Raw genomic sequence first — 20698 nt, forward strand, 5'->3', positions numbered from 1 at the left:
TCCGGTACATGGACCGTCACCGGGTCCGCCTACGCCGTCAACGGCACGCTGACCCTCAGCGTCTACGCACTCTGCGCGGCGTCGGCGCGCGGGGTCGTCGTCGTCGGCGCTCTCCTCGGGTCCGGACCGGCTCGACCGCCCTGTCGAAGGCTCCTCCGTCCGGGTCAGCGGCTGGTCCGTCCACTCTGCCGCTGCACACTCCTACGGCTCCGTGCTCCACCCGCCCCGCACGGGCGAGCCGGGTTCCTCGCTCCTCCTGCTCCGCACGGGCGAGCCGCACTCCGCTCGCCGCGCCGTCACCTCAGCGAGGCCCGACCGCCCGGCCGCGGTCGTCTCCGTCCGAGCCCAGGCGAGCGCACGGCGGCGTCGGCCGGGCGCATCGCGAGGGGCGGCCGCGTCCGAGGGTCGGGCCGCCCCCTCTCGACGGCCCCGGAGTCCGCGCCTCAGACCGTGGTCACGACGCGCAGAGTGCGTAGACGCTGAGGGTCAGCGTGCCGTTGACGGCGTAGGCGGACCCGGTGACGGTCCATGTACCGGATCCGACCGGAGCGCTCGTGGAGACCTCCGACTTGTAGGGGCTGCTGCCGTCGACCTCGGTCCAGGAGAAACCGCCTCCGATGACATTCGGCGTCGCGCCGGTGCAGGTGGCGGAGAGTGTCTGCACGTTGTTCGCGTAGATTCCAGTCCTGGTCGCGGTGACTGTGGCGTATGTGGCGCCTCCGCCCGCGGGTCCGGCGGGTCCGGCCGCTCCATCCGCTCCGGGAGGCCCTGCGGGCCCGGTCTCTCCGTCCATTCCGGTGGCTCCGATCTCTCCGATCGGCCCGGGGGCTCCGTCTGCTCCGGGGAGCCCGGGGGCTCCGTCTGCTCCGGGGAGGCCGGGGGCTCCGTCTGCTCCGGGGAGGCCGGGGGCTCCGTCTGCTCCGGGGAGGCCGGCGGCTCCGTCCGCTCCCGTCGCGCCGATCTCTCCGTCCGCTCCGGCGGGACCAGGCGCCCCGTCCGCCCCGTCCGCTCCCGGAGAACCGATCGGCCCCACTGCTCCGGCAGGACCCGTAGAGCCCACCGCGCCCGTGGCGCCGGTCCTGCCGACCTGTCCCACTGCTCCGGGAACGCCCGCCGGCCCCGTCTTGCCGACCGGTCCCTGCAGGTTCCAGCTGGCCGTGGTGGCGCCCTTCGGGCACGTCGGCGAGGTCGTGCCGACCTTGAAGAGGAGGCCCTGCTGCAGGCATCCGTAGTAGGCGGGCGACGTCGTCGTCGCAGCGGATGCCGCGGCGCTCCCGCCGGCGACGACCGCCAAGGCGACGGCGACGGCGATTCCGGCGTTCTTCAGTCCACGCCGGCGGGACTTCTTCGAGGATTCGATCATGAACGAAAGGTAGGTCTCAGGCCGTGTCCGAGGGTGGACATGTCCGCAACAGGACACCGGTCCGCTGCTGAGGCGGACGACCTCCTGCTCCTGCCTGGTGCGGCTGACGTCCCGCCGCTCGAGGCCCAGACGCACCGTCAGCGGTCGGCACGGCACGGCACGGGCGGCCTCACCGGAGGCGGCTCCTGGTCCGCGGCGCCGGCTACCACAGCGCCGCCCGCCCGTGCACGGGGTGGCCCCGGAGGCGCGGCTCGCCTGGGATGGAGGGGAGCGGCCCGATCCGGGTGCCGCGGACGGAGGAGCAATGCCCGACCAGTACACGTTCACCAACCCCGCCACCCAGTACCCGGACGTGACTCCGCCGGTCCAGCAGCAGCCCGAGCCCGGGCTGCAGTCGCGGATGACCCCGGTGCCCGACCTCGGCGAGGAGAGCTACCGCGGCACCGGCAGGCTCGCGGGCCGCCGCGCGCTCATCACGGGAGCCGACTCCGGGATCGGCGCCGCCGTGGCCATCGCCTTCGCCCGCGAGGGGGCCGACGTCGCCCTCGCCTACCTCCCGAGCGAGGAGGAGGACGCGCAGCACGTGATCGGGCTGATCCGCGCGGAGGGGCGCACCGCCGTGCCGATCCCCGGCGATCTCACGAGTGCCGAGTACTGCACGCGGCTCGTGGCGGAGGCGGTCGAGGGCCTCGGCGGGCTCGACGCGGTGGTCAACGTGGCCGGGAAGCAGATCTGGAAGGAGGATCTGCTCGACATCACCGACGAGCAGTTCGAGGCGACCTTCGCGGTCAACGTCTTCGCTCCGTTCCGGATCATCCGCGCGGCCCTCCCGCACCTGCCCGCGGGCGCCACCATCATCAACACGGCGTCGGCGGAGGCGCACAAGCCCGCCCCCGACCGCCTCGACTACGCGATGACGAAGGGCGCGATCAACAACCTCTCGAAGGGCCTGGCGCAGCAGCTCGCCGCGAAGGGCATCCGCGTGAACGTCGTGGCGCCCGGCCCGACGTGGACCGCCCTGCAGGTCAGCGGCGGCGTCGACCCCGAGAGCCTGCCCGACTTCGGCTCGAGCGAGTCGCCGATGGGCCGTGCCGCGCAGCCTGCCGAGCAGGCCCCGGCCTACGTGTTCCTGGCGTCCGCCGAGTCGAGCTTCGTCGCCGGCGAGACCCTCAACGTGAACGGCGGCATGGTCTCGCCCTGACCCGCCGCGCCGCCGGCGCTCGCTGCTGGACCGCCGAGACGCCTCCGTCCTGCTCGAGACACGGGCTCGCGTCAACCCTCTCCCGAGCGGCGGGGGGCGCGAGGTGCCATGGAGGGACCACCACGAAGGAGCACCATGAGCACCACGACCGTCCTCCCCATCGAGACCTACTCCGACGAGCAGGGCTGGCACAACCGCATCGCCCACGCCCGGGTCCCGCTGAGCCACCACGAGTCGCGCCAGGAGGCGGAGGAGGTCGGCGAGGAGATCGCCGAGCAGCGCGGCGGGGAGCACGTCGTCCTCGGCTAGCGGCCGGCGCGGGGCGCGGCATGCGGTGCCCGATCGCGGAACGCCGCCGGCCCGCGGAACGCGCCCGGCCCGCAATTCGCGCGCGGCCCGCAGGCGCCCGCTCCGCAGGCGCCCCGCCCCGCGCGTGTAGCGCCCCCGACCTCAGGACACCGTGAACCCTCAGGACACCGCGAAAGCCCCCGCCTTCCCCTGGATCGGCCTGCTCACGCTCGCCGGCGCCGTCTTCGTCTCCGTGACGAGCGAGTTCCTCCCGACCGGGCTCATCCCCGACATGTCGCGCGACCTCGGGGTGAGCATCTCGCTCACCGGCCAGCTCGTCACGATCTTCGCCGCGACCGTCGTCGTCGCGACGACTCCGCTGACCCTGGTGACCCAGCGCTTCTCGCGCAAGAGCCTCCTCCTCGTGGCGCTGTGCACCATCGCGGTCGCCAACGTCCTCGCCGCGCTCGCCCCCACCTTCGGGCTGCTCATCGGCGCGCGCATCCTCGGCGGGCTCGCCCACGGCCTCTTCTGGGCGATCGTCGCCGCCTACTCCGCGCACCTCGTCGCTCCGGAGCAGCTCGGCCGCGCGACCGCGATCACGGCGGGCGGCGGATCCGCGGCCTTCGTCCTCGGCGTCCCCCTGGGCACGGCGCTCGGGCACGCGTTCGGCTGGCGGCCCACCTTCGCGATCCTCGGCGGCGTCGTGCTCGTGCTCGCGCTGATCGTGGTGAAGTTCCTGCCCGCGGTCGACCACCACATCCCGCTGCGGACCGGCGAGATCCGCCTGCCGGCGCGGAAGGACCGGACGCTCCCCCGCATCATCGGCGTCTGCGTCGTCATCCTGCTGGTGCTGATCGGCCAGAACACCCTCTCGACCTACATCACGCCCTGGCTCGAGAACGCCTCCTTCGCCCCCGACACGGTGCCGCTCGTGCTCTTCGCGTTCGGCGGCGCAGGGGCGGTCGGACTCGTCCTGGCCGGCTTCGCGACCGACCGGTTCCCCCGCTCGGGCTTCGTGGTCGCCGCGATCGCGGTCGTGCTGGCGCTCGCGGGCCTGGCCGTCGCCGCGGGCACCGGTGCCGCCACGGCCGTGGTCGTCGCCGCGGTGATCTGGAACATCGCGTTCGGCGGCATTCCGGCGATGCTGCAGACCCGGATGCTGCGCACCTCCTCCTTCCAGCTGCGGAGCCTCGCCGCGGCGCTCCAGACGACGGCCTTCAACATCGGCATCGGCGGCGGCGCGGTCGTCGGCGGACTGGCGATCGACGCGAGCGGGCTCGACGTGCTGCCGTGGGTCGCGATCGTCATCGTCGCGGTGGGGCTCGTCGTCAGCCTGATCGTCGACGCCCGGGCGACGGCGGCGGTGCGGGCGGAGGCGGTCCCTACTCGCTGATCGTGTTCACAACGGAGGAAGAACGCGTTCCGGCGCGCGCTGATCCGCGTGTTCACGGTCGAGCTGGAACGTTCTTCCTCCGTTGTGAACACGGCGGCCTCCGGCCTCGTGAACGCAGCGGCGTTCCTCCGGCGCGAACACCGGGATGTCGTCCGCACGGCCGACGCTGCGCCGCGGGGAGCAGGGGATACGGTCGAGGGATGAGAGACGGAACCCGATGAGCCCGAGCACCCTCGAGCCGCCGCTGGCCCTCCCCTACTACGGGGCTCCGCCGATGGCGGCGCTCCGCCGCTTCTTCGGCAACTACCTCCGCTTCCGCGGGAGGGCGAGCCGGGCCGAGTACTGGTGGATCATCCTCCTCGGCAGCGTCCTCACAGGGCTGCTGCAGCTGGCCGACGGCGGTCCGTGGCGCCTCGACTTCACGCTGACCCCGTACCCGAGCGGCGCGCCGTTCCAGACCTTCTGGGTGTCGCTCGCCGCGGGCGCGATCGCCCTGGCGACGTTCCTCCCGTCGCTCTCGCTGATCTGGCGGCGGCTGCACGACGTGAACCGCAGCGGGCTGTGGATCCTCGCGATCCTCGTGCCGATCGCCGGCTACGTGTTCCTGCTGATCCTGTTCGTGCTGCCGCCGCGGCCGGAGGGCGCGCGGTTCGACTGAGGGGCGGACGCGTCGGTGGTGGAGTGCCGGACCCGGTCGACGAGTCGGCAGTGCGGCTCGCCTGCCGCCCGCAGGACGACGCCCGTTCTCGCATCAACCGCAGGAACCGTGATGCGCCCGAGCCCCAGGGTCGTGTAACCGGCTTCCTTCTCACCGGTGACCCTGGACGTGCCGATCGCGAGACAGATCACTGACCAAGCGAGAGCGGCGAAGAACAGCACCAGCTGCACGAAAAGGGGCAGACGCGATCCCGGAGGAAGGACCGCGAACCCGACGAAGAGCCAGATACAGGCGATCGCCTGGGCGAGAGTTCCCCACCCGGTGCTGAGAACACGTGTAAGCGCAGACCAACCGGGCAGCACTTCCACCCTCTCCGGCACCAGCGCAGGTACCCTCTCCGCCCCCGACATCATGCGCCCTCCGTCGGTGGCGCCAGGGCGACAGCGCCAGCGGCGCGCGCATCAGCCCGCTGCACCGCCCGATAGACCGTCGACCGCGCGACCTCGAACTCCGCCGCGAACTCGGCAGCGGTGCAGTTCCCGGCACGATGCTCTGCGACCAGATGCGCCTCGATCTTCGGCGACAGCTTCGGCTGACGGCCAGGCAGACGCCCCTTGGCCTTCGCGACCTTCATCCCCTCACGAGTGCGGGCACGAATCAGATCCCCCTCGAACTCCGCGACCATCGCGAGCACGTTGAACAGCAGCCGGCCGATCGGATCCTCCGGATCGTGGACCGATCCCCCGATGCTGAGCTTCACCCCGCGGCGGGTCAGCTCATCAACGATGTCGCGAGGGTCTGTGATGGACCGCGCGAGCCGGTCGAGCTTCGTCACGAGCAGAGTCGATCCGGCGTTGCACGCAGCCAGCGCCTCTCGTAGCGCGGGACGCTCGCGGTTCCGGCCGGTCAGACCCAAGTCGGCGTAGATCCGATCGGATGGGACGCCGGCCGCCCGGAGCGCGTCCCGCTAAGCGGTCGCATCCTGCTTGTCGGTTGAGACGCGGGCGTATCCCACGAGCGACCGTGCGCTCAGTGTGTCAGTTGACGCCCCACCATCGGGCATCTCATCGGGCGGGTCTATTGCGACAAACAGCGCCGCGAGATTCCGGTCTCATGCGCGGCCATCCTGGGCGGCCGGATGACGACCCCCTATCGGACGCCCGCTCAGCGATCACCTTCGAGACGTGATCCGCCCCGCCCGGTGATGCGGTTCACTGTGGACATGAATCAACGTCGCCTCGTGGTCCTTGCTTGCGCAGCAGCGCTCGTGATCACAGCAGGAGGTGCGGCTGCCCTCCTGCTGACCGCGCAGAGCTCGCTACCACCCGCCGGCTCCGCGCGCTCCACGCTCACGGCTCTCGAGCCGGGCGTTCTGACCGGGGATGTCGAAGCGATCCGTGCTGCCGCTGGCGCGACGTCGGAGGAACAGGCTTCCGGGATCCTCGATTCCTGTGCTGACGTATCAGCGACGGATACGCAGTTCGACGTGTTCGATGAGCTCGTGCCGACCTCTGCCCACGCTTACCTCGCCGGCGCATCCCGCTCTGGAGCCGCCGCGCGCAGTGCGTGCGAAGTGTGGATCAGCTGGGATGGCGAAGCATGGGTCGCCAGCTCGAAGCACACCACCGCATCTCCGACACCTCTCCCCACGAGCTGACCGGACCTGCCGTGCTGCGGGAGACGGAACAAGCATCGGCGCCTCAAGCGACCGGTGAACGACCCCCTTACGGGACGCCAGAAGCGATGGAAGCACGGCGGAGCGCGCGACGGCGTGGCGATGCGCTCGCTACGCTCACGGGATGTTCGGCCTCTCGCGTTGGCGCCCGCGAGCTGACGCGCGCCGTTCGCGCCGCGCTCGGTTCCGCTCCCTGCTCGCTGAGGCCTGTTGCGCGTGCTCTCACCCGTGGGTGGAGCAAGTCGCGGATGCCGGACCGGCCGGCGGTCACGTCTGCTCGGAATGCGTCTACGAGCTCGAGCACGGGTTCAGCCACGGGCCGACCTGTCACCGACCGGTTCCGATCGACGTGTCGAGTCGCGCTGACGCCGCCGCCGCGACAGCAGCGCGGGGCGGCAGCGAGCGACTGGTCGGAGGAGGTCGGATGCGAGACGATGCAGAAGACCGTGATGACCCTTCGATCCCGACCCTGCGCGAAACGACAGCCGCTCTCTTCTTCGGGCTGGTCCAGCCCCGAGACGTGATCGCTCTGGCAGCGAATCTCGTCGCAGCAGGGAGTGACAGCGAGTCCCTTGTCGCTCTCGCGTCCCTCTACTCCAGCGCCACTCCCGCCGACGTCTTCGACCTCAGCTCGGCGGCACTCATCGAAGCGGGCGCGCGGCCATTGGATCGGGACGGTGAGGAGATCCCGCTTCTCGCGCTGCGCGTCGCATGCCGTCGTTTCCTCACCGGCGACTGGGATCTCCGCTCCTTCTCATCCTGGGTGCACGACCGGATCGGTCACGACGGACCGGCAGCTGCGCAGCCGCTTGTGGAGGTCGATGACGAGCTCGACGCGCGAGGCATCGGAGCCGGCGAGCGATACCGCCAGAAGGTCGCTCGACTCGCCGCCGCCTTCCTCGCTGACACAGAAGGGCCGGCGAGCGAGAACCCCTAACGAATCCGTCCGGTGCACGATCCCCATACGGGACCAGGCGGTCTCGGGGTGGAAGAATCTGCGGTAGCTTCACGACCGGGGGTGGTCATGGTGGAAGTACTCAAAGGCTTGAGCCTGCTCGCGTCGGGTGTCGTGATCGCCTTAATCTGCTCGGCGTTGGGGTTTCGGGCCGGCGTTCGTGCGGACCTGAATCAGACCGGGGGCCAGCTCAGCCCGGTCCTGGTCGTGGGCTTTCTGATCGGACTCGTCGTGTCAGCCGTCGGCGCGATCCTGCTCTACCGGTGCTACGAACGTGCCCGCCGCGTTCGATAGCCGCAGTTGCTTCCCTGACGGTTCATGCCTGAAGCTCATGGAATGACCGAGCTGATTATCGAGATCCACATCCCCCTCGTCGCAGACCCCTCGATATCGGCTGATGAATACCCCTACCCCTGGATCGACGACGTCCAGAACCACCTCGCCACCCTCGACGGTCCCGGCGAGGAGTATGACGACGGCGAAGAATGGGCCACCCTCGATGGCGACCCGGAGTACCTCTTCTTCCTCGACGGCGCCACCGAACCGGAACTCCTCGCGATCGCACGCGACGTCGCCCAACTACCCGGCGTACCCACCGGCGTCTACGCCACCGCAAACGACCCCGACGGCGACATGGGCCAAGGACGGCGCATCGACCTCGGTCTTTGACCCCACCCGGCCACCGCACCGAAGTACCGCCCAAAAAGCTCTACCGGTTGCGTCTTAGCCGCCCGGGATCGCGGCGTGTCCGCTTGGCCAAACGGCCGTAGCCGGTGCTGTGATCGCCGCACCGGGTGCCATCCTCTGGCGCCGCGAACGTCGTTCCTGACGTCCCGTCGCACGGATCACGGCGACCCGCTGAGCGATCCCCTAACGGGTCGGCCAACAGCCTCGGGCGAGTCTCTAGGGACGGGCAGCTAGGAACTCCCGAACTCTGAGGGCTTTTGAGTCGAGATCAGACGGTGCCTGGAGGTGCCGTGCCCTCGGGGTTGGGGATGACGTCGCCTGTTCGGCGGTCAACCAGTGGGATGCCGACCGGCCATGGGGCGCCCGTGATGCGGTAGCCGGCGGACGTCTCCTCTTCGAGGCGGACGCTGCCGTATCGATTAAGGACGAGGGCCACGACGATGCTGACGAAGAAGGCGGCCATCAAGCCATAGAGCGGAACGGCGGCAAGAGGCTGCTGCCGGACGTCGAGCGGCAGGAGCCACAACAGCAAGAGGAACAGGACGATGCACGCCGTACCGGCGAGAGCCACCCAGCCGGCTCGGGCCGTGTATCCGGTCGAGTCGACCCCGGGGAGCAGCCGAACGGTGGTGGGCCTGATTTCTGCCACGTCCTCAGCCATTCCGGCCGTCGATGCGAGGAGGCGGAGTCGGTTCGCCAGCACCGAGACAGTGACGGCGGGAAGGTGCTGCACACCGGCGCCGCCGGGGCGCAGCGGGATCTCCGCGGTGAGTGCGCGTTCTCCGTGTCGCACCCGGATGCGTAGTCCGCCGAGGCGCGACATGGGGCTTGGGCCGTTCATCGCGACGACGCGGCTCCACGGCAGCACCGCGCCCGGCTCCGCCTGGTTGCGGTCGTCCCAGAACTCCAGGCCCTCCGCGGTACCGAGGATCAGCGGGTGCTGGCTACGGCTGAGGCGGGGGTAGTCGGGCGCGAGCGCTCGAATGGCGACCTCAGCGCGGTAGTCGACGGCTGGGTACAGCACGATCGCCTCGGCGCTGCGCTTCGCGAACTCGGCCGATGCCACGAACAGATCCTACGAGCGGATCCGCGCTCTGCTCGATCAGCGCTCACCGCCAGCGCCGGTGAACCGCTGACCGATCCCCTTTCGGGACGATCCGGAGCGTCCTTGCAACGCTGCGGGTTCGTCGTGTTGCAACTCCTCGTCGTGCAGACATGTACTGAGTGAGGGGCCGAGGGGGTGCAACGTGGAGAAGGGCGATCGCGACGTCTTCGAGAAGCTGTTCGCGGCGAACTTCAACGACCTGATTCGCTACGTCCGGCGTCGCGCCCCGGAGCAGCTTGTGGACGACGTGGTGGCCGAGACGTTCCTCATCGCGTGGCGCCGGCGCGGGGACCTTCCCGCGCATCCGCGTCCCTGGCTCTTCGCCACGGCCTTGAACGTTCTGCGCAACGCCGTCCGGCGGGAGGCGCGCGAGCATCTTGTCGCTGAGCGCGTCTGGCTACCGGGCGCAGCCGATGCCGACAGCTCCGCCGAGATCGATGCGCTCCACGCGCTGCGATCGATGTCCGAGGCAGACCAGGAGGTGCTCGCCCTGCACGTCTGGGAGGACCTCTCGGACGCGGAGGCGGCGAAAGTGCTCGAGTGCAGTCGTGCCGCATTCTCGATGCGCCTGTCGCGGGCGAAGAAGAGGTACGCGGCGATCCTCGACCCGACCCGGCCGAGCCGCGCGCGGCTCACCACGCTCCCCACGGAAGGTCTCTCATGATGCCCACCGACGAACTGCACGCCCTCAAGCGGGCCGACCCCGCACGCCGAGGAGACGACTCGGCCGACGCGGAGCGACTCCACGAACGCATCCTCGTCAGCATCGAGTCCGAGACAACACCCCACGAGAGCCCGAGGACGGATATCCGCCGGCGGCTGATCGTGGGCGTGTGCGCGCTCGGGTTCGCTGCGTCTCTCGTCGCCGTCGCGGCGATCGCCGGTCGTCCAGCGGCTCCCGTCAGCACGGTGGCGCTGAGCGCAGGGGGGATCTCCCCTTCGGGCCTGGCGAGCTGGACGCCTAAACCGGAGGCAGGCGCAGGCAGCTCCTCCGTCCTTGAAAACTGCATCGACACCCTTGACGCCAACTCGAACACCTCCGAGCCAGCTGACGTGGTGTCGGCGGACACACGGGGCACCGTCGAATCAGTGCTCGTCGAGAGCGGTCCCTACGTGGCCTGGTGCGTCGGAGAAAGCGCCACCATCCCGATGTATTTGCTGCTCGACGGCCCCGGCAACGCCACACAGGCTCCTTCATCCGACTCGGTCACACTCTTCGCGTCAGGAGGGCACCTCTCACCGGACGGTTACGGCTTCGCCGCGGGCGAGGTCGGACAGGACGTCGCCAGCGTCACGCTGACCGAGGACGGTCATGAGGTCGCGGCGACCATCTCTAACGGGTGGTGGTCCGCCTGGTGGCCTAGTACCGACGACACCCTTCTCCTCGATGGACGCATCACCATCGAGAACGCGGATGGCGGAACGACGACGATCGGCGCTCAGACGCTCCAATGAGCCACCCCCTGACGGAACGGCGCACCCACGAGGTCACGCCCCTACTCTCTCTTCATGGAGTCAGGAGTGCTGGTGCGGAGGGCGTCACCAGAGGACGTGAGGGCGATCGCTCGCGTTCACGTGCAGTCGTGGAAGGAGACCTACCGCGGCGTGATGAGCGACGCCGTGCTCGATGACCCCGCACTACTCGGCCAGCGTGAATACTTCTGGACGGCCGCGCTCACCGACCCGTTGTACGCGGGAAACAGGATCGCCATCGCGGAGCTCGAGGGCGCTGTTGTCGGTGTAGCGATGGCTGGACCCGCGCTCGACCGATTTTCCGGCGTGGCCGAGCAGCTGTACCTTCTCTACACGCTCTCCGAGGTGCATGGCCGAGGAGGCGGCGCGGCGCTCCTCGAGGCCGTCCTTGACCCGGACGTGAGTACAGGGCTCTGGGTGGCTGACCCCAACCCTCGGGCGCAGGCCTTCTATCGCCGGCACGGGTTCATCGCCGGCGACGCGAAGATCGAGGACGGCGTACGGGAAGTGTGGATGACCCGCCAGCGAGCAGCTGCCGCCGCCTACTGAGCGGTGGCGCGTCGGCGCCGACGTCGATCAAGTGCTCCGCGAGGCCGAGAAGATCATCTGATTCGCCAGAGCAGCTGACGACGCTGCACAAATTTCCAGTGGCCCCCTAACGCCCGAAGGACGGTCCGTTTGTGGAACAGTTCGGCGGCGTTCGCGTCGGCTGTGCAGGGGACCTTGAACATCTGAATGCCCACGGTCGTCTGCACGAGTGCCGGGATGGCGCGAAGCGATGTGCATGCGTCCGCGAGTAACGACAGCGCTCGGTGTCGCGTCTGCGTGTACCGGTGAACGATCCCCAAATGGGACGGCTGATGCGTGGGTGTCGATGTCGCAGCTACCCTCGGGCTCATGGCGGACCAACGGCACGAGGAGCGCGTGCGCGTGAGTCGTGTTGTTGGCGGAGTTGCAATCGTTCTTGTTGCTGTCCTCGCCCTTCTCGTTCAGGCCGGTGCTGGCACGCTGACCCTCGGGTCGCCTGCGATGACGGAGTGCCGACCTAGTGAAATCCCACTCGGTGGAGTGCTCTGGTACGCCGGCGCTCTACTCGCCCTCGGAGGGGCTGTCTTGGCAGCAGCAAAGACCACAGAATCAGGCGGATCCGCGCAGGGGTACGCACTCCTACTCACGGCAATCCTCGGAGTCATCTCCTTCACCGGACTCGCGATCCTCATCGCAGGGCTCATGGGTATCGGGCAGATGGACGACCCGGGCCCTCCTCCATCCGGTGGCCCCGTGCTGCTTCTGATCGCAGCCTTCACCACACCCTCCTGGGCCCTCGGAGCGTCCAGCGTCCTCCTGCTCTCGAAGAGAGCCAGAGCGCGCTCAACTCCGACCTCCCCCCTCATCGCGTTCGCCGCCATCATCACGGTGAGTATCGGCGCCCAGGTGATCAGGTTCGCGTTGACGTGCTGACGTTGACGACGATCCCCCTTCGGCTACGACGTCACCTTGCACTCAAATGAGTAAGTGAAGCGATGAGCGTCCGGGCTGGGCCTGCGTACGGACGATAGATCTGACGAGGTGGACCATCCTCCGACTCGATCTGATCGTCTCAGACGAGTTCCACTTCGCCGCTGCCCGCTCGGTGCAGAATGTTCCGGTGAGCGTTGGACAGTCTCCTCGGCCGGATCACGTGATTCCGCTCATTTTCGCTGTGCTCTTCACCGTTTTCGCCGCCGCTCTCGGGTTGATGTCCTCGCTCTACATGTGGTATCCGGGAGAGGCCTGTCGGGTCCGCGGCAGCGACTCCAGCTCCGAGAGCTTCTTGTGGAATCCTCTGTGCGCGGACAGTTCGGCGGTCCAGCCGATGTGGATGACGGTGGGGGCCGCTGCTGCACTCCTCGGTGCTGGCGTCTGCGTCGTCCTCGCGATCGTTTTTCGGGTGCTCAACCACGAGCAGGAAGTCCCGCCGCCCGTCGTTTCGCACTGGGACTAAGCGGTCGAGGGTAGATTCGCCAGATGATGACGACTCGGACCTCCCGCTCGACTCTCGCCCTGCTGCTCGCCGTTCCGGTGCTCGCGCTCGTCGGTTGCGCCGGTTCGACGGCGGGGGGCCCGGCATCGACCTCGGCTGCCACACCGGCGTCGAGTGCGACCGTCACCTCGACGCCGACTACCTCCGCCGCTCCGACGCCGACGGCGACTCCGGATGCGGCAGCGGCCGGTCCGGTGTGGCCGGAGGACCCGTGCCAGGACTCGCAGCTCACGGCCACGGTGGAGGACCGGCCCGATCTTTCCGGGGCGGGCCAGGAAGGGTTCGCGATCGTGCTCACGAACGCCTCGGATCAGGCGTGCTCGTACTTCGGGTGGCCGGGCGTTCTGATGTTCGGCGCCGATGGCACTCAGCTCACCACCGCCGGCACCTCGGGTGCGGAAGCGTTCCCAGGGGCTCTCGCTCCGGGTGACTCGGCGCAGGCGGAAGGCCAGCTCTCGGCGGTCGGCGCATACGACTGCACGCCGACGACCGCGACGACTGTCCGGGTGCTCGTCACCTCGGACGGCGCCGGCCCGGGAATCGACACGCCCTCCGATTTCCAGGTCTGTGGCGGGGACGGTCGCAGTGACTTCACGACCGGGCCGCTCACGCCGGCTTCCTAACTCCTCCTGAGCCCCGGCTGCACTCGTGGATGGGTTCGAGGGTGGAGACAGCTTCGTGCTGTTCCTGGTTCTGGGCGCCCTTCCCTTCCTCCTCCTCGTGGCCGTCGTCTCGGTCGTCACGATCGGCATCCTTCGATGGATCGGCGGGCGCGGGCGGTCCCGTCCGTAGGCTGAGCGCTGCCGTACCCTACGGACCCGCGCCGACCAGAACTCAGATGAGTAGATGACGTGATGAGCACTCAGGGTCGACGTCTATAGCTCCTGGAATAGTTCCGGAGAGCGATCCCCATACGGAACGCACATAAGTCACTCGGGTTCGCGAGACTAGACCGGTGTCGAAGCAGAAGAAGATCCGTGAAGTGCTGCTCTCAGCTTGGGCGGGGAACGAGGCCGTCCGGATCTGGCGCGGCTCGAAGAGGGACGAGACGATCGAAGGGTTCGTCGTCGGAGTCGGTCGCAAATGGACCCTCGTCACACCGATGACGACCGGGGGCTTCTTCGACGGCTATGCCGCGATCCTCCTGACCGATATCAGTCGCGCGCGTCCATACGAGACCTGGGAGCACCGCTTCTCCAGAACACGGCCCGAGTGGCCGCCGCGGCCGCCGGCAGGTAGGCCGGCGATGGATCTGGACAGCACCTCGGGCATGTTGGCGACCTTTCTCCAACCGGGCGTCCTGCTCTCCATCGAACGCAAGAAGCCGCGGGGTCCGCTCTGGGTGGGTGTCCCGAACGAGCTCACCCGGAAATGGTTCTACCTCTGGGAAGTCGACTCGAACGCCAACTGGCACCCCGAGCCGCTGGGCTACAAACCTCGAACCATCACACTGGTCAAAACCGGCGACCGCTACCTCCGCGGACTGACCGTCGTTGCGGACCCTCCTCCGTCCGAGGACCTCCCCCACCACTGGACAGCCCGTTCGAAAGCCGGGAGACGTCAGCAGTGACGTGCGGCCCGCTTAGCCATCCCCATACGGTATGCGCGCGGAACGGCCTAAGCCGCTCACCTCGTGCCATAACCTCGTGCCATGCGCACCCTTGAGCGGCTACTGCTCGCGGCGCTCATCACTGCTGCCTGCGCTCTTGTGGCGACGATCACCCTCCTGGGGTTGGCGTCCCTCGACTCCCCTCGGGACACGACTCCGCCATACGACCCCACCCCCTCGGTCCATCCGACCGCTCGTCCGATACCTCAGAAGATCGATGGCTGACCGGTCAATGATCTCTATACGGAACGTGCCGTGGTCTGCTCAACCGACGATCACGGCGGTACGCAGAGCCAGAACCCAGCTGGTGACGGCGCCGACGACCCCCAAGGCGAGCAGCAGCGACCTCCATCGAGCGTGGGAGCGCGTGCTGACGCGCATCGCTACGACCAGGAGAACGAGGGTCGCGAGGGCGACAGAGCACAGAGCCGGCCACGCGACGTGGAACCCCGTGCACTGAGGAGGAAGGGACTCGTTGCACGCAAACGTGAATCCGTCGAGGAAGACGCCCGCGACGAGGGCGAGGAGAGTGATTACGCCCGCGATCACGGCGGAAGCATTGAGCGACGGTGTCTGCACACCATCACTCTCGGACCAGCGAGTGAACGGCAGGAGCGCACTGGTCCATCCGGGTCGGATCTGTCCCGGAGACCGATCCCCATACGGAACGCTCCATCGACTCTCCCGTGGGTGCGAGACTCGGAAGAAGACCCATCGTTACAGTGCCAGCGCTCCTCTCCTTCGCAGCGCGGTACGTTGTGCTGACGAGGCACAGGGGGATGCGGTGGAATCGACAACGCGCCTGAGGTGGGTGACCGGAGCCGCAGTGATGGCGCTCACGACGACGCTCATGGCCGGGTGTTCCGGCCCCGACACCGAGGCCTACTCCGATTTCAAGCGGGCACAAGACGAGCGAGACGCTCTTCCCGACGTCGGCACTGTAGGAGACGGCTACGACCCCGCCTCGATCCGTTACGTCGGCTCAGCCGACGGATTGGACGTCTGGATCGGGTCGCAGATCACGACCGGAGGCCGGTGCGTGATCGTGGACGGAGAAGGCGACAACGAAGACGGAAGCGGCTGCGGGGATGAGTTGTCGCTGAACGGAGCATGGGTCGTTCAGATACACACCGATGGCGCCGGTCCGGACGACGCTGATGGCCTCGACTGGACGAGCCTCGGTGAGAACGTCTCTATCCGCCGGTACTAACCACCCCGTTCCTCACGTCGACCGCGCGGACGAGCATGTGAGAACGACCCCTACCGGCCGTCCGGTCGACCATCCCCTTGCGGGACGCGCGTGGTGGGTGGTGTCCGCCCTACTCTGACGGGTTGGAACTGCGGACCGCGAAGACGCTCGGCATCCTCGCGATGGTGGTCGGGACCCCAGTCGCCCTTCTCACACACACGATCGGCTGGGTTCAGACCGGCTGGGAACCGGCCGCCGTGCAGTGCCAGAAGAGCGAGTACCCCGACGGGATCGATCTCTACTCCAGCCGCGTGTCGGGCGAGAAGATCCTCTACCCGCTCGGACTGTCCTGCACCTACGCAGCCAGCGAGACCTCACCAGGCATCACCATCCGTCACTACAGGTGGGACGCCACCGCCCTCTTCACCGCAGCCGCCGCACTCGCTCTCGCGGGAACCGTCGTCGCGCTCAGAGCCGAACGCAAGCAGGAGCTCATCACCGAGTCGCCGGAAGACCGAGCGACGACATAGCGCAGCGCCCCCTCTGCCGCTCAACGATCCCCTTACGGAACACATGATCGTGGAGTGCTGGACGTTCTGATTCATGGCGTGTTCACCGACGTGCCGGATCCTGATGCTCATGGATGCACGAGAACTGGCATGGGGCATTCTGGCGTGGCCTGCCGTTGCGGTCCTTGCGCTGCTGCGAACTGTGGGCAGCTGGGATGTATCGGGCGGGTCCGCAGCAGGGCTCATCGCGGGCACGGCAGCTGCGTTCACTGTCGCGGGCGCACTCCTGTGGCTTCCCTCGAGTCTCTGGCTCGACCGGCGGACACGCCGCACCCCGCGCGTCGGGCAGGCGGCCGCGTTCCTGGGTCTGGGACTCGCGATCGGCGCCGCCGCCTCCACCGCGCTGGTACTCGCGTCGGGAAACGCGACCTGGCCCTCCTCCGCGGGCCTCATCACGGAATATGCAGTCACGGCAGGAATCGCTTCCCTCCTCGGCCGGCTCCTCGCCGCCACCCTTCGTGCGAAGAAGCTGCCGATCGTTCAGACGGCCGCGAATCGCGTGAACCGCTGAATGATCCGGGTCGTCGATCGATCAGCGTGCCAGCAGCAGTCCGGCCAAGCCGATGACGACCGGCACCACGGCAAAGGCCAGGAAGAGGTAGGAGAGCACGAGTCCCACCGTCGACTCCCAGCGAGGACCGACGTGTCGTCGCGCCTGATGACCGACGAGGACGCCGGCCAGCGGGAGAAGGTACTGCAGCGTGGTCGCGACTCCGATGACCAGGGGATCGCCCACCCACAGGTGGGCCACCGCCAGGTATCCGACGGCGTAGGACACGACGGCGAGAACGCCCAGCACGAACGCAGCCCGCGTCCACCCTCGTCCGCTCCGCCGCGCGGTACCCTTCTCCTTCATCACACTCATACCTCCACTGTACGAATCGCTCCTCGCGCACGCCCGCCCCTCGGAGCATGTGCCGGTCCTTCGCCCGACGTCTCGTTCGGTGACACGACCACGCCTCGGCGAGCTGCTGTCCAGCGTCAGCCGGCGAGCCGGCGCCCACAACGAGGACGCGACTCGGATTCGGAACATGTCCGATGGCTGCCTCGATAGCCTCAGCGCATGAAGATCCGAGCCGGTTCGCCTGACGATCGCGGGCCCTGCATCGACCTCTGGCTGGAGGCACTCAGAGCACGAGACGGATGCAGTCAGGACGACGCGGTCGCCGAGAGGGCTCGAGCGAAGTTCCACCGGCCTCTCGTTCGGTTCGCCGTCATCGGCTCGGATCCCCTCGGGTTCGCTCTCACCGTCGACACGGGCGATGGTCCGGGCCGACACAGTGCGCTGCTCGAACTGCTCGCCGTCGCACCGAGCGAGACAGGGCGCGGGCTCGGCCGGACACTGCTCGACGACGCGGTCCAGTCCGCCTCTCAGCTCGGCTACCTCGTCCTGAAGCTGCACGTCCGCGCCGGAAACGATCGGGCGGAAGGGCTTTACAAGGCGTCCGGCTTCGAGGCTCACGGGGATCCCGCGCCGCATCCGCTCGGTGGTCATCCGATGATCGAGTACGCGCGGACTCTGACCACGTCAGCAACTGAGGACCTCCGGCCACCGATCCCCGTACGGGCCACCTCGCGCGACCGGATCACATGCGCACTCAACGCTGGTCGAGCGGTCGGGTCATGGCAACCTCATCCCATGAGCGTGAGCGACGGACAGGCCTGTGCCCCACGGGACCTCGACGTGCTCACCGACCGGCTCCGACTGTGCCGGCCCGCCGAGACCGACCTGGACGAGCTGTTCCGCCTCTACACCGATCCGCGGATCGCGGAAGAGGATCCGCTCCTCCTCCATCTCTCCGCCGATCAGACCCGGGCCGTGATCGCGTATCGAAGGACCCAGTGGACACGGGACGGACTCAGCAGCTGGGTGATCCGCCGGCGCGACTCCCCCATCGACAGCCGTGATCTGATCGGAATGGGTGGATGCACTCTGCTCTCCGATGCAGCCTGGAATGTGGCGTTCACCCTCCACCCCGACCACTGGAGCAAGGGCTACGCGCAGGAGGTCGCCCTCGCCGGCATCGAACTCGCCCACCGCCTCCGACCGGAGCTGCCCATCACCGCGGTCGTCGCAGAACGCAACGCACGCTCCCGCCGCACCATCGAGCGACTCGGCCTCGCGCTCAGATGGGAGGGTCCGGACGCGCACAGCCCAGACCCGACCGCACGAGTCGCGCTCTTCGCCGACCGCCAGCTCTCCGCTGAACAGGTCCGCCGGCTCACCGGCTGAACCCGATCGCCGATCGGCTCATCCGCCAGCTCAGAGAGAGCTCCCCTCACGGGCAGCGAGTCGGCACCGCCGGTGAGCATGGCGATCCTCCGCTGCGGGAACTGCAAGCGAAGCCGACCTGTCGGTCCACCAGCCGGCGCCTCCCCCTCCCCGCTCCTCGATCCCCGACCGCAGGGCAACGAGACACGACGACGCTGCGCTCGGGAGTCCACCGGCAACTCCTTGAAGGGGCACGGCCGTCCGTCGCCGGACGGATTCACGTCCACCTCTTGTTCATTCCGGCTTCGTTGTCCAGCGCCGTCGGCTGCCCTAGCGTTCGGCAGGTGGACACCAGGAGGTCGACCTCGACCGGCTCTAGCTCCGTTGTGTCCTGGGTCGCTCTCGCGTCAACCGGCGTCGCCGCCGCGACACTCTGGATCGCGGACGCCGTCTGGTACGGGATCCCCGAGTCGGGTGGCCCGGGAGTCAGTCTGCTCTTCATCGGCGGATGGGGTCTTCTCACGTGCGCCGCCCTGCTCACGGTCGGCGTGCTCATCCATCTGGCGCCCTCCGCGCTGAGCCGCCACGGAAAACGCCCCGTCGAGTTCGTGCTGCCGAGCGCCGCACTCGTCCTCATCGCGGGGATCCTGCTCGCGCATCCGCTGGCGGGCAGCGCTTTCGCCTGACCCTCACCGGCATCGACCCTCGAAAATGTCTCGGCGCCTCCGGGCCCTCTCGTCAACGGGCTCTGGTGGCTTCACAATTACAGCGAGGGGTGCAACCGTTCGGGTCGGTGCACCCCTCGCTGCCGGTTGGCCGAACGCGCGCCAACCTCGAACGACCAGCAGCCAGGGATCGCCGATCGAGCGGTCACAGCCTAGATTTTCTAGACGGTCTAACTAAGTCCCCTTTGCGGGTGAGGTGGATCGTGCAGGCGATGCTGGTGCTTCGGCTGACCGTGGGCGCCGAGTTGGGAGCGGAGCGATCCGATTTCGAGGTCGATCACTCCTGGTACGGGTCGAAGCGGTGGGCGGGGCGGGGTGCGGTGGTCGTGGTGGTCATGGTCAGGCCTTCCTGTGCAGCAGTGGGAGAAGAGGAGGGGCGGGACCGGCGCGAGCCGGTCCCCGCCGGGTGGGCTAGCTGAGCCCTGCGGCGTCGGCGGGGGTGCTGTCGCCGGTGACGACCTGCTCGACCGGGGAGAGCGCGTATCCCCAGGCCGCGAGCTGGCGGAAGTGCTCGGCAGTGCGCTCGTCGCCGCGGCGCCAGGACTCCTTGCTCGTGTGCGCCTCCTGGCCTCCGAGCACGACGGCCAGCGCGACCAGGCGGGCCTTCGCGGGGTTCGCCTCGACCAGCGCTGCGAGGGCGTCGGCGCGGTAGCCGGAGGGGCGCTCGATGCGCAGCAGCGCGTGCGCGAGGTCGCTGCCGCCCGTCATCCCGGAGGACACCGCGAACCGGTGGGTGGTGAGGCCGAGAGCGATGATGCGATCCGCGTCCTTGGGGAGGGTCTTGCGGGCGAGGAACGTCGCGATCCACTCGCGGCGCACCTTCTCGGCCGCGTTCCACGCCTTGTTGTTGGCGATGAGCACCTTGCGCTCAGCGGACTTCTCGGCGCGCTCCTCCTCGGCCTCCTCCTCGGTCTGCGGCTGCTCGGGGGCTCCGTAGGCGTAGGTGAATCCGGCGGCGGTGGGGTCCTGGACGAGGAGGGTGACCTCGACCTCGCCGCGCCAGCTGGTGTCGATGAGCACTCCGCGGCCGGGAGCGGCCGCGACCTGCTCGGGAGTGACGCTCTTCCCGTCCTCGCCGCGCAGCTGCCGCACCGGCGTCCACGTCGCCTGGTCGCCGTAAGCGTCGGAGCGGGTGAGGATCTGGAAGCCGTTGCCGGTGTACTCGGCGGCGGTCGCCGCGAGGAGCCCCTGGTGCGCGGCCTCGTCGCGGAGGGTCTGCGCGGTGTGCTCGAACCGGGCCGGGTCGTGGGTGGCGACCTCGATCAGGGTCGCGCGGGCGTCGGCGTCGTCCTCGAACTCCAACAGCACCGCCGCCTGGTCAAGGGTCAGCTCGTGCTCGTGCAGAACGGACGTGACGGTCGCGGACTCCGCGACCGCAAGCCCCTTCTTAACCGCGTCGGTCTTGGTGCCGGTGCGCTTGGCGATCGCTGCGGCGGACACGCCCTCGAACGCGAGCTGCGCCCACGCGGCGGTGCGGTCCGCGACGCTCAGCTCGGCGCGCTGGTCGTTCTCGATGATCTGCTGAACGATCCGGTACTTCCGAGCCGCCAGCAATCAGTCAGGTGGACGA

25 protein-coding genes and 1 pseudogene are annotated in these 20698 nt (G+C 68.7%); 21 read left to right on the top strand and 5 right to left on the bottom strand.

Annotation, left to right across the window (positions count from 1 at the left end):
* Positions 1–454: 454 nt before the first annotated feature.
* Complete coding sequence (locus C5C50_RS17190) at positions 455–664, bottom strand: hypothetical protein (RefSeq protein ID WP_146086531.1); 210 nt, start codon at positions 662–664, stop codon at positions 455–457.
* Between the two features lie 1003 nt (positions 665–1667).
* Between C5C50_RS17190 and C5C50_RS12915 the strand changes: the two genes are divergently transcribed.
* From C5C50_RS12915 to C5C50_RS12930, 4 genes are all read left to right on the top strand, one after another.
* The gene (locus C5C50_RS12915) at positions 1668–2564 is read left to right on the top strand and encodes an SDR family oxidoreductase (RefSeq protein ID WP_104227027.1); all 897 of its coding nucleotides are present in this window, start codon (positions 1668–1670) and stop codon (positions 2562–2564) included.
* 135 nt (positions 2565–2699) lie between these two features.
* Complete coding sequence (locus C5C50_RS12920) at positions 2700–2873, top strand: DUF2188 domain-containing protein (RefSeq protein WP_159940661.1); 174 nt, start codon at positions 2700–2702, stop codon at positions 2871–2873.
* 151 nt (positions 2874–3024) lie between these two features.
* Positions 3025–4248: an MFS transporter gene (locus C5C50_RS12925; protein WP_104226411.1), complete on the top strand. Its 1224-nt coding sequence runs from the start codon at positions 3025–3027 to the stop codon at positions 4246–4248.
* A gap of 217 nt (positions 4249–4465) precedes the next feature.
* Complete coding sequence (locus C5C50_RS12930) at positions 4466–4906, top strand: DUF805 domain-containing protein (protein WP_181065714.1); 441 nt, start codon at positions 4466–4468, stop codon at positions 4904–4906.
* Positions 4907–5315: 409 nt separating this feature from the next.
* Here the strand turns inward: C5C50_RS12930 and C5C50_RS12940 are convergent.
* Positions 5316–5969 (bottom strand): annotated as a pseudogene (locus C5C50_RS12940) (recombinase family protein).
* 159 nt (positions 5970–6128) lie between these two features.
* Here C5C50_RS12940 and C5C50_RS16715 point away from each other — a divergent pair.
* The 4 genes from C5C50_RS16715 to C5C50_RS12955 all read left to right on the top strand — a co-directional run bounded on the left by C5C50_RS16715 (position 6129) and on the right by C5C50_RS12955 (position 8205).
* Entirely contained in the window at positions 6129–6563 is a 435-nt protein-coding gene (locus C5C50_RS16715; RefSeq protein ID WP_146082442.1) for a hypothetical protein, read from the top strand.
* Between the two features lie 442 nt (positions 6564–7005).
* Complete coding sequence (locus tag C5C50_RS12945) at positions 7006–7518, top strand: hypothetical protein (RefSeq protein WP_104223346.1); 513 nt, start codon at positions 7006–7008, stop codon at positions 7516–7518.
* A gap of 87 nt (positions 7519–7605) precedes the next feature.
* On the top strand, positions 7606–7830 hold the full coding sequence (locus tag C5C50_RS12950; RefSeq protein ID WP_146085706.1) for a hypothetical protein: 225 nt from the start codon (positions 7606–7608) through the stop codon (positions 7828–7830).
* Between the two features lie 42 nt (positions 7831–7872).
* On the top strand, positions 7873–8205 hold the full coding sequence (locus tag C5C50_RS12955) for a hypothetical protein (protein ID WP_104273606.1): 333 nt from the start codon (positions 7873–7875) through the stop codon (positions 8203–8205).
* Between the two features lie 286 nt (positions 8206–8491).
* On the opposite strand, the gene C5C50_RS12960 is transcribed toward C5C50_RS12955, so the two are convergent.
* On the bottom strand, positions 8492–9289 hold the full coding sequence (locus C5C50_RS12960; RefSeq protein ID WP_104273607.1) for a hypothetical protein: 798 nt from the start codon (positions 9287–9289) through the stop codon (positions 8492–8494).
* 181 nt (positions 9290–9470) lie between these two features.
* Between C5C50_RS12960 and C5C50_RS12965 the strand changes: the two genes are divergently transcribed.
* The 11 genes from C5C50_RS12965 to C5C50_RS13015 all read left to right on the top strand — a co-directional run bounded on the left by C5C50_RS12965 (position 9471) and on the right by C5C50_RS13015 (position 16702).
* Entirely contained in the window at positions 9471–9992 is a 522-nt protein-coding gene (locus C5C50_RS12965; protein ID WP_104273608.1) for an RNA polymerase sigma factor, read from the top strand.
* Positions 9989–10783, top strand: a complete 795-nt coding sequence (locus tag C5C50_RS12970; RefSeq protein ID WP_104273609.1) for a hypothetical protein — start codon at positions 9989–9991, stop codon at positions 10781–10783. The genes C5C50_RS12965 and C5C50_RS12970 overlap by 4 nt, the downstream gene beginning before the upstream one ends.
* Before the next feature lie 54 nt (positions 10784–10837).
* Entirely contained in the window at positions 10838–11350 is a 513-nt protein-coding gene (locus C5C50_RS12975; RefSeq protein WP_104273610.1) for a GNAT family N-acetyltransferase, read from the top strand.
* 348 nt (positions 11351–11698) lie between these two features.
* Complete coding sequence (locus tag C5C50_RS12980; RefSeq protein WP_146085899.1) at positions 11699–12262, top strand: hypothetical protein; 564 nt, start codon at positions 11699–11701, stop codon at positions 12260–12262.
* Positions 12263–12449: 187 nt separating this feature from the next.
* Positions 12450–12785, top strand: coding sequence for a hypothetical protein (locus C5C50_RS12985; protein ID WP_146085900.1), 336 nt, complete (start codon positions 12450–12452; stop codon positions 12783–12785).
* Positions 12786–12808: 23 nt separating this feature from the next.
* Complete coding sequence (locus C5C50_RS12990) at positions 12809–13447, top strand: DUF4232 domain-containing protein (RefSeq protein ID WP_146085901.1); 639 nt, start codon at positions 12809–12811, stop codon at positions 13445–13447.
* Positions 13448–13472: 25 nt separating this feature from the next.
* Positions 13473–13616 carry a hypothetical protein gene (locus C5C50_RS17045; protein WP_181133933.1) on the top strand — a complete coding sequence of 48 codons (144 nt, stop codon included), beginning with the start codon at positions 13473–13475 and terminating at the stop codon, positions 13614–13616.
* Between the two features lie 163 nt (positions 13617–13779).
* A complete protein-coding gene (locus C5C50_RS12995; protein WP_104273614.1) occupies positions 13780–14394 on the top strand; it encodes a hypothetical protein in 615 nt (204 codons plus the stop codon).
* A gap of 823 nt (positions 14395–15217) precedes the next feature.
* Positions 15218–15643 carry a hypothetical protein gene (locus C5C50_RS13005; RefSeq protein WP_146076643.1) on the top strand — a complete coding sequence of 142 codons (426 nt, stop codon included), beginning with the start codon at positions 15218–15220 and terminating at the stop codon, positions 15641–15643.
* Between the two features lie 122 nt (positions 15644–15765).
* Positions 15766–16152, top strand: a complete 387-nt coding sequence (locus tag C5C50_RS13010) for a hypothetical protein (RefSeq protein ID WP_104273616.1) — start codon at positions 15766–15768, stop codon at positions 16150–16152.
* Between the two features lie 109 nt (positions 16153–16261).
* On the top strand, positions 16262–16702 hold the full coding sequence (locus C5C50_RS13015; RefSeq protein WP_146085902.1) for a hypothetical protein: 441 nt from the start codon (positions 16262–16264) through the stop codon (positions 16700–16702).
* A 21-nt stretch (positions 16703–16723) separates the two neighbouring features.
* Here the strand turns inward: C5C50_RS13015 and C5C50_RS13020 are convergent, their stop codons facing one another.
* Entirely contained in the window at positions 16724–17056 is a 333-nt protein-coding gene (locus C5C50_RS13020) for a hypothetical protein (RefSeq protein ID WP_104273618.1), read from the bottom strand.
* Between the two features lie 198 nt (positions 17057–17254).
* On the opposite strand from C5C50_RS13020, the gene C5C50_RS13025 reads away from it, so the two are divergent.
* Complete coding sequence (locus C5C50_RS13025; protein WP_104273619.1) at positions 17255–18424, top strand: GNAT family N-acetyltransferase; 1170 nt, start codon at positions 17255–17257, stop codon at positions 18422–18424.
* A 365-nt stretch (positions 18425–18789) separates the two neighbouring features.
* Positions 18790–19089 carry a hypothetical protein gene (locus tag C5C50_RS13030; protein WP_104223378.1) on the top strand — a complete coding sequence of 100 codons (300 nt, stop codon included), beginning with the start codon at positions 18790–18792 and terminating at the stop codon, positions 19087–19089.
* Positions 19090–19539: 450 nt separating this feature from the next.
* Here C5C50_RS13030 and C5C50_RS13040 read toward each other — a convergent pair whose 3' ends face one another.
* Complete coding sequence (locus tag C5C50_RS13040) at positions 19540–20682, bottom strand: hypothetical protein (protein ID WP_104273621.1); 1143 nt, start codon at positions 20680–20682, stop codon at positions 19540–19542.
* Positions 20683–20698: the final 16 nt, after the last annotated feature.

The sequence above is a fragment of the Rathayibacter sp. AY1D9 genome (assembly GCF_002932395.1).
Taxonomy (GTDB): domain Bacteria; phylum Actinomycetota; class Actinomycetes; order Actinomycetales; family Microbacteriaceae; genus Rathayibacter.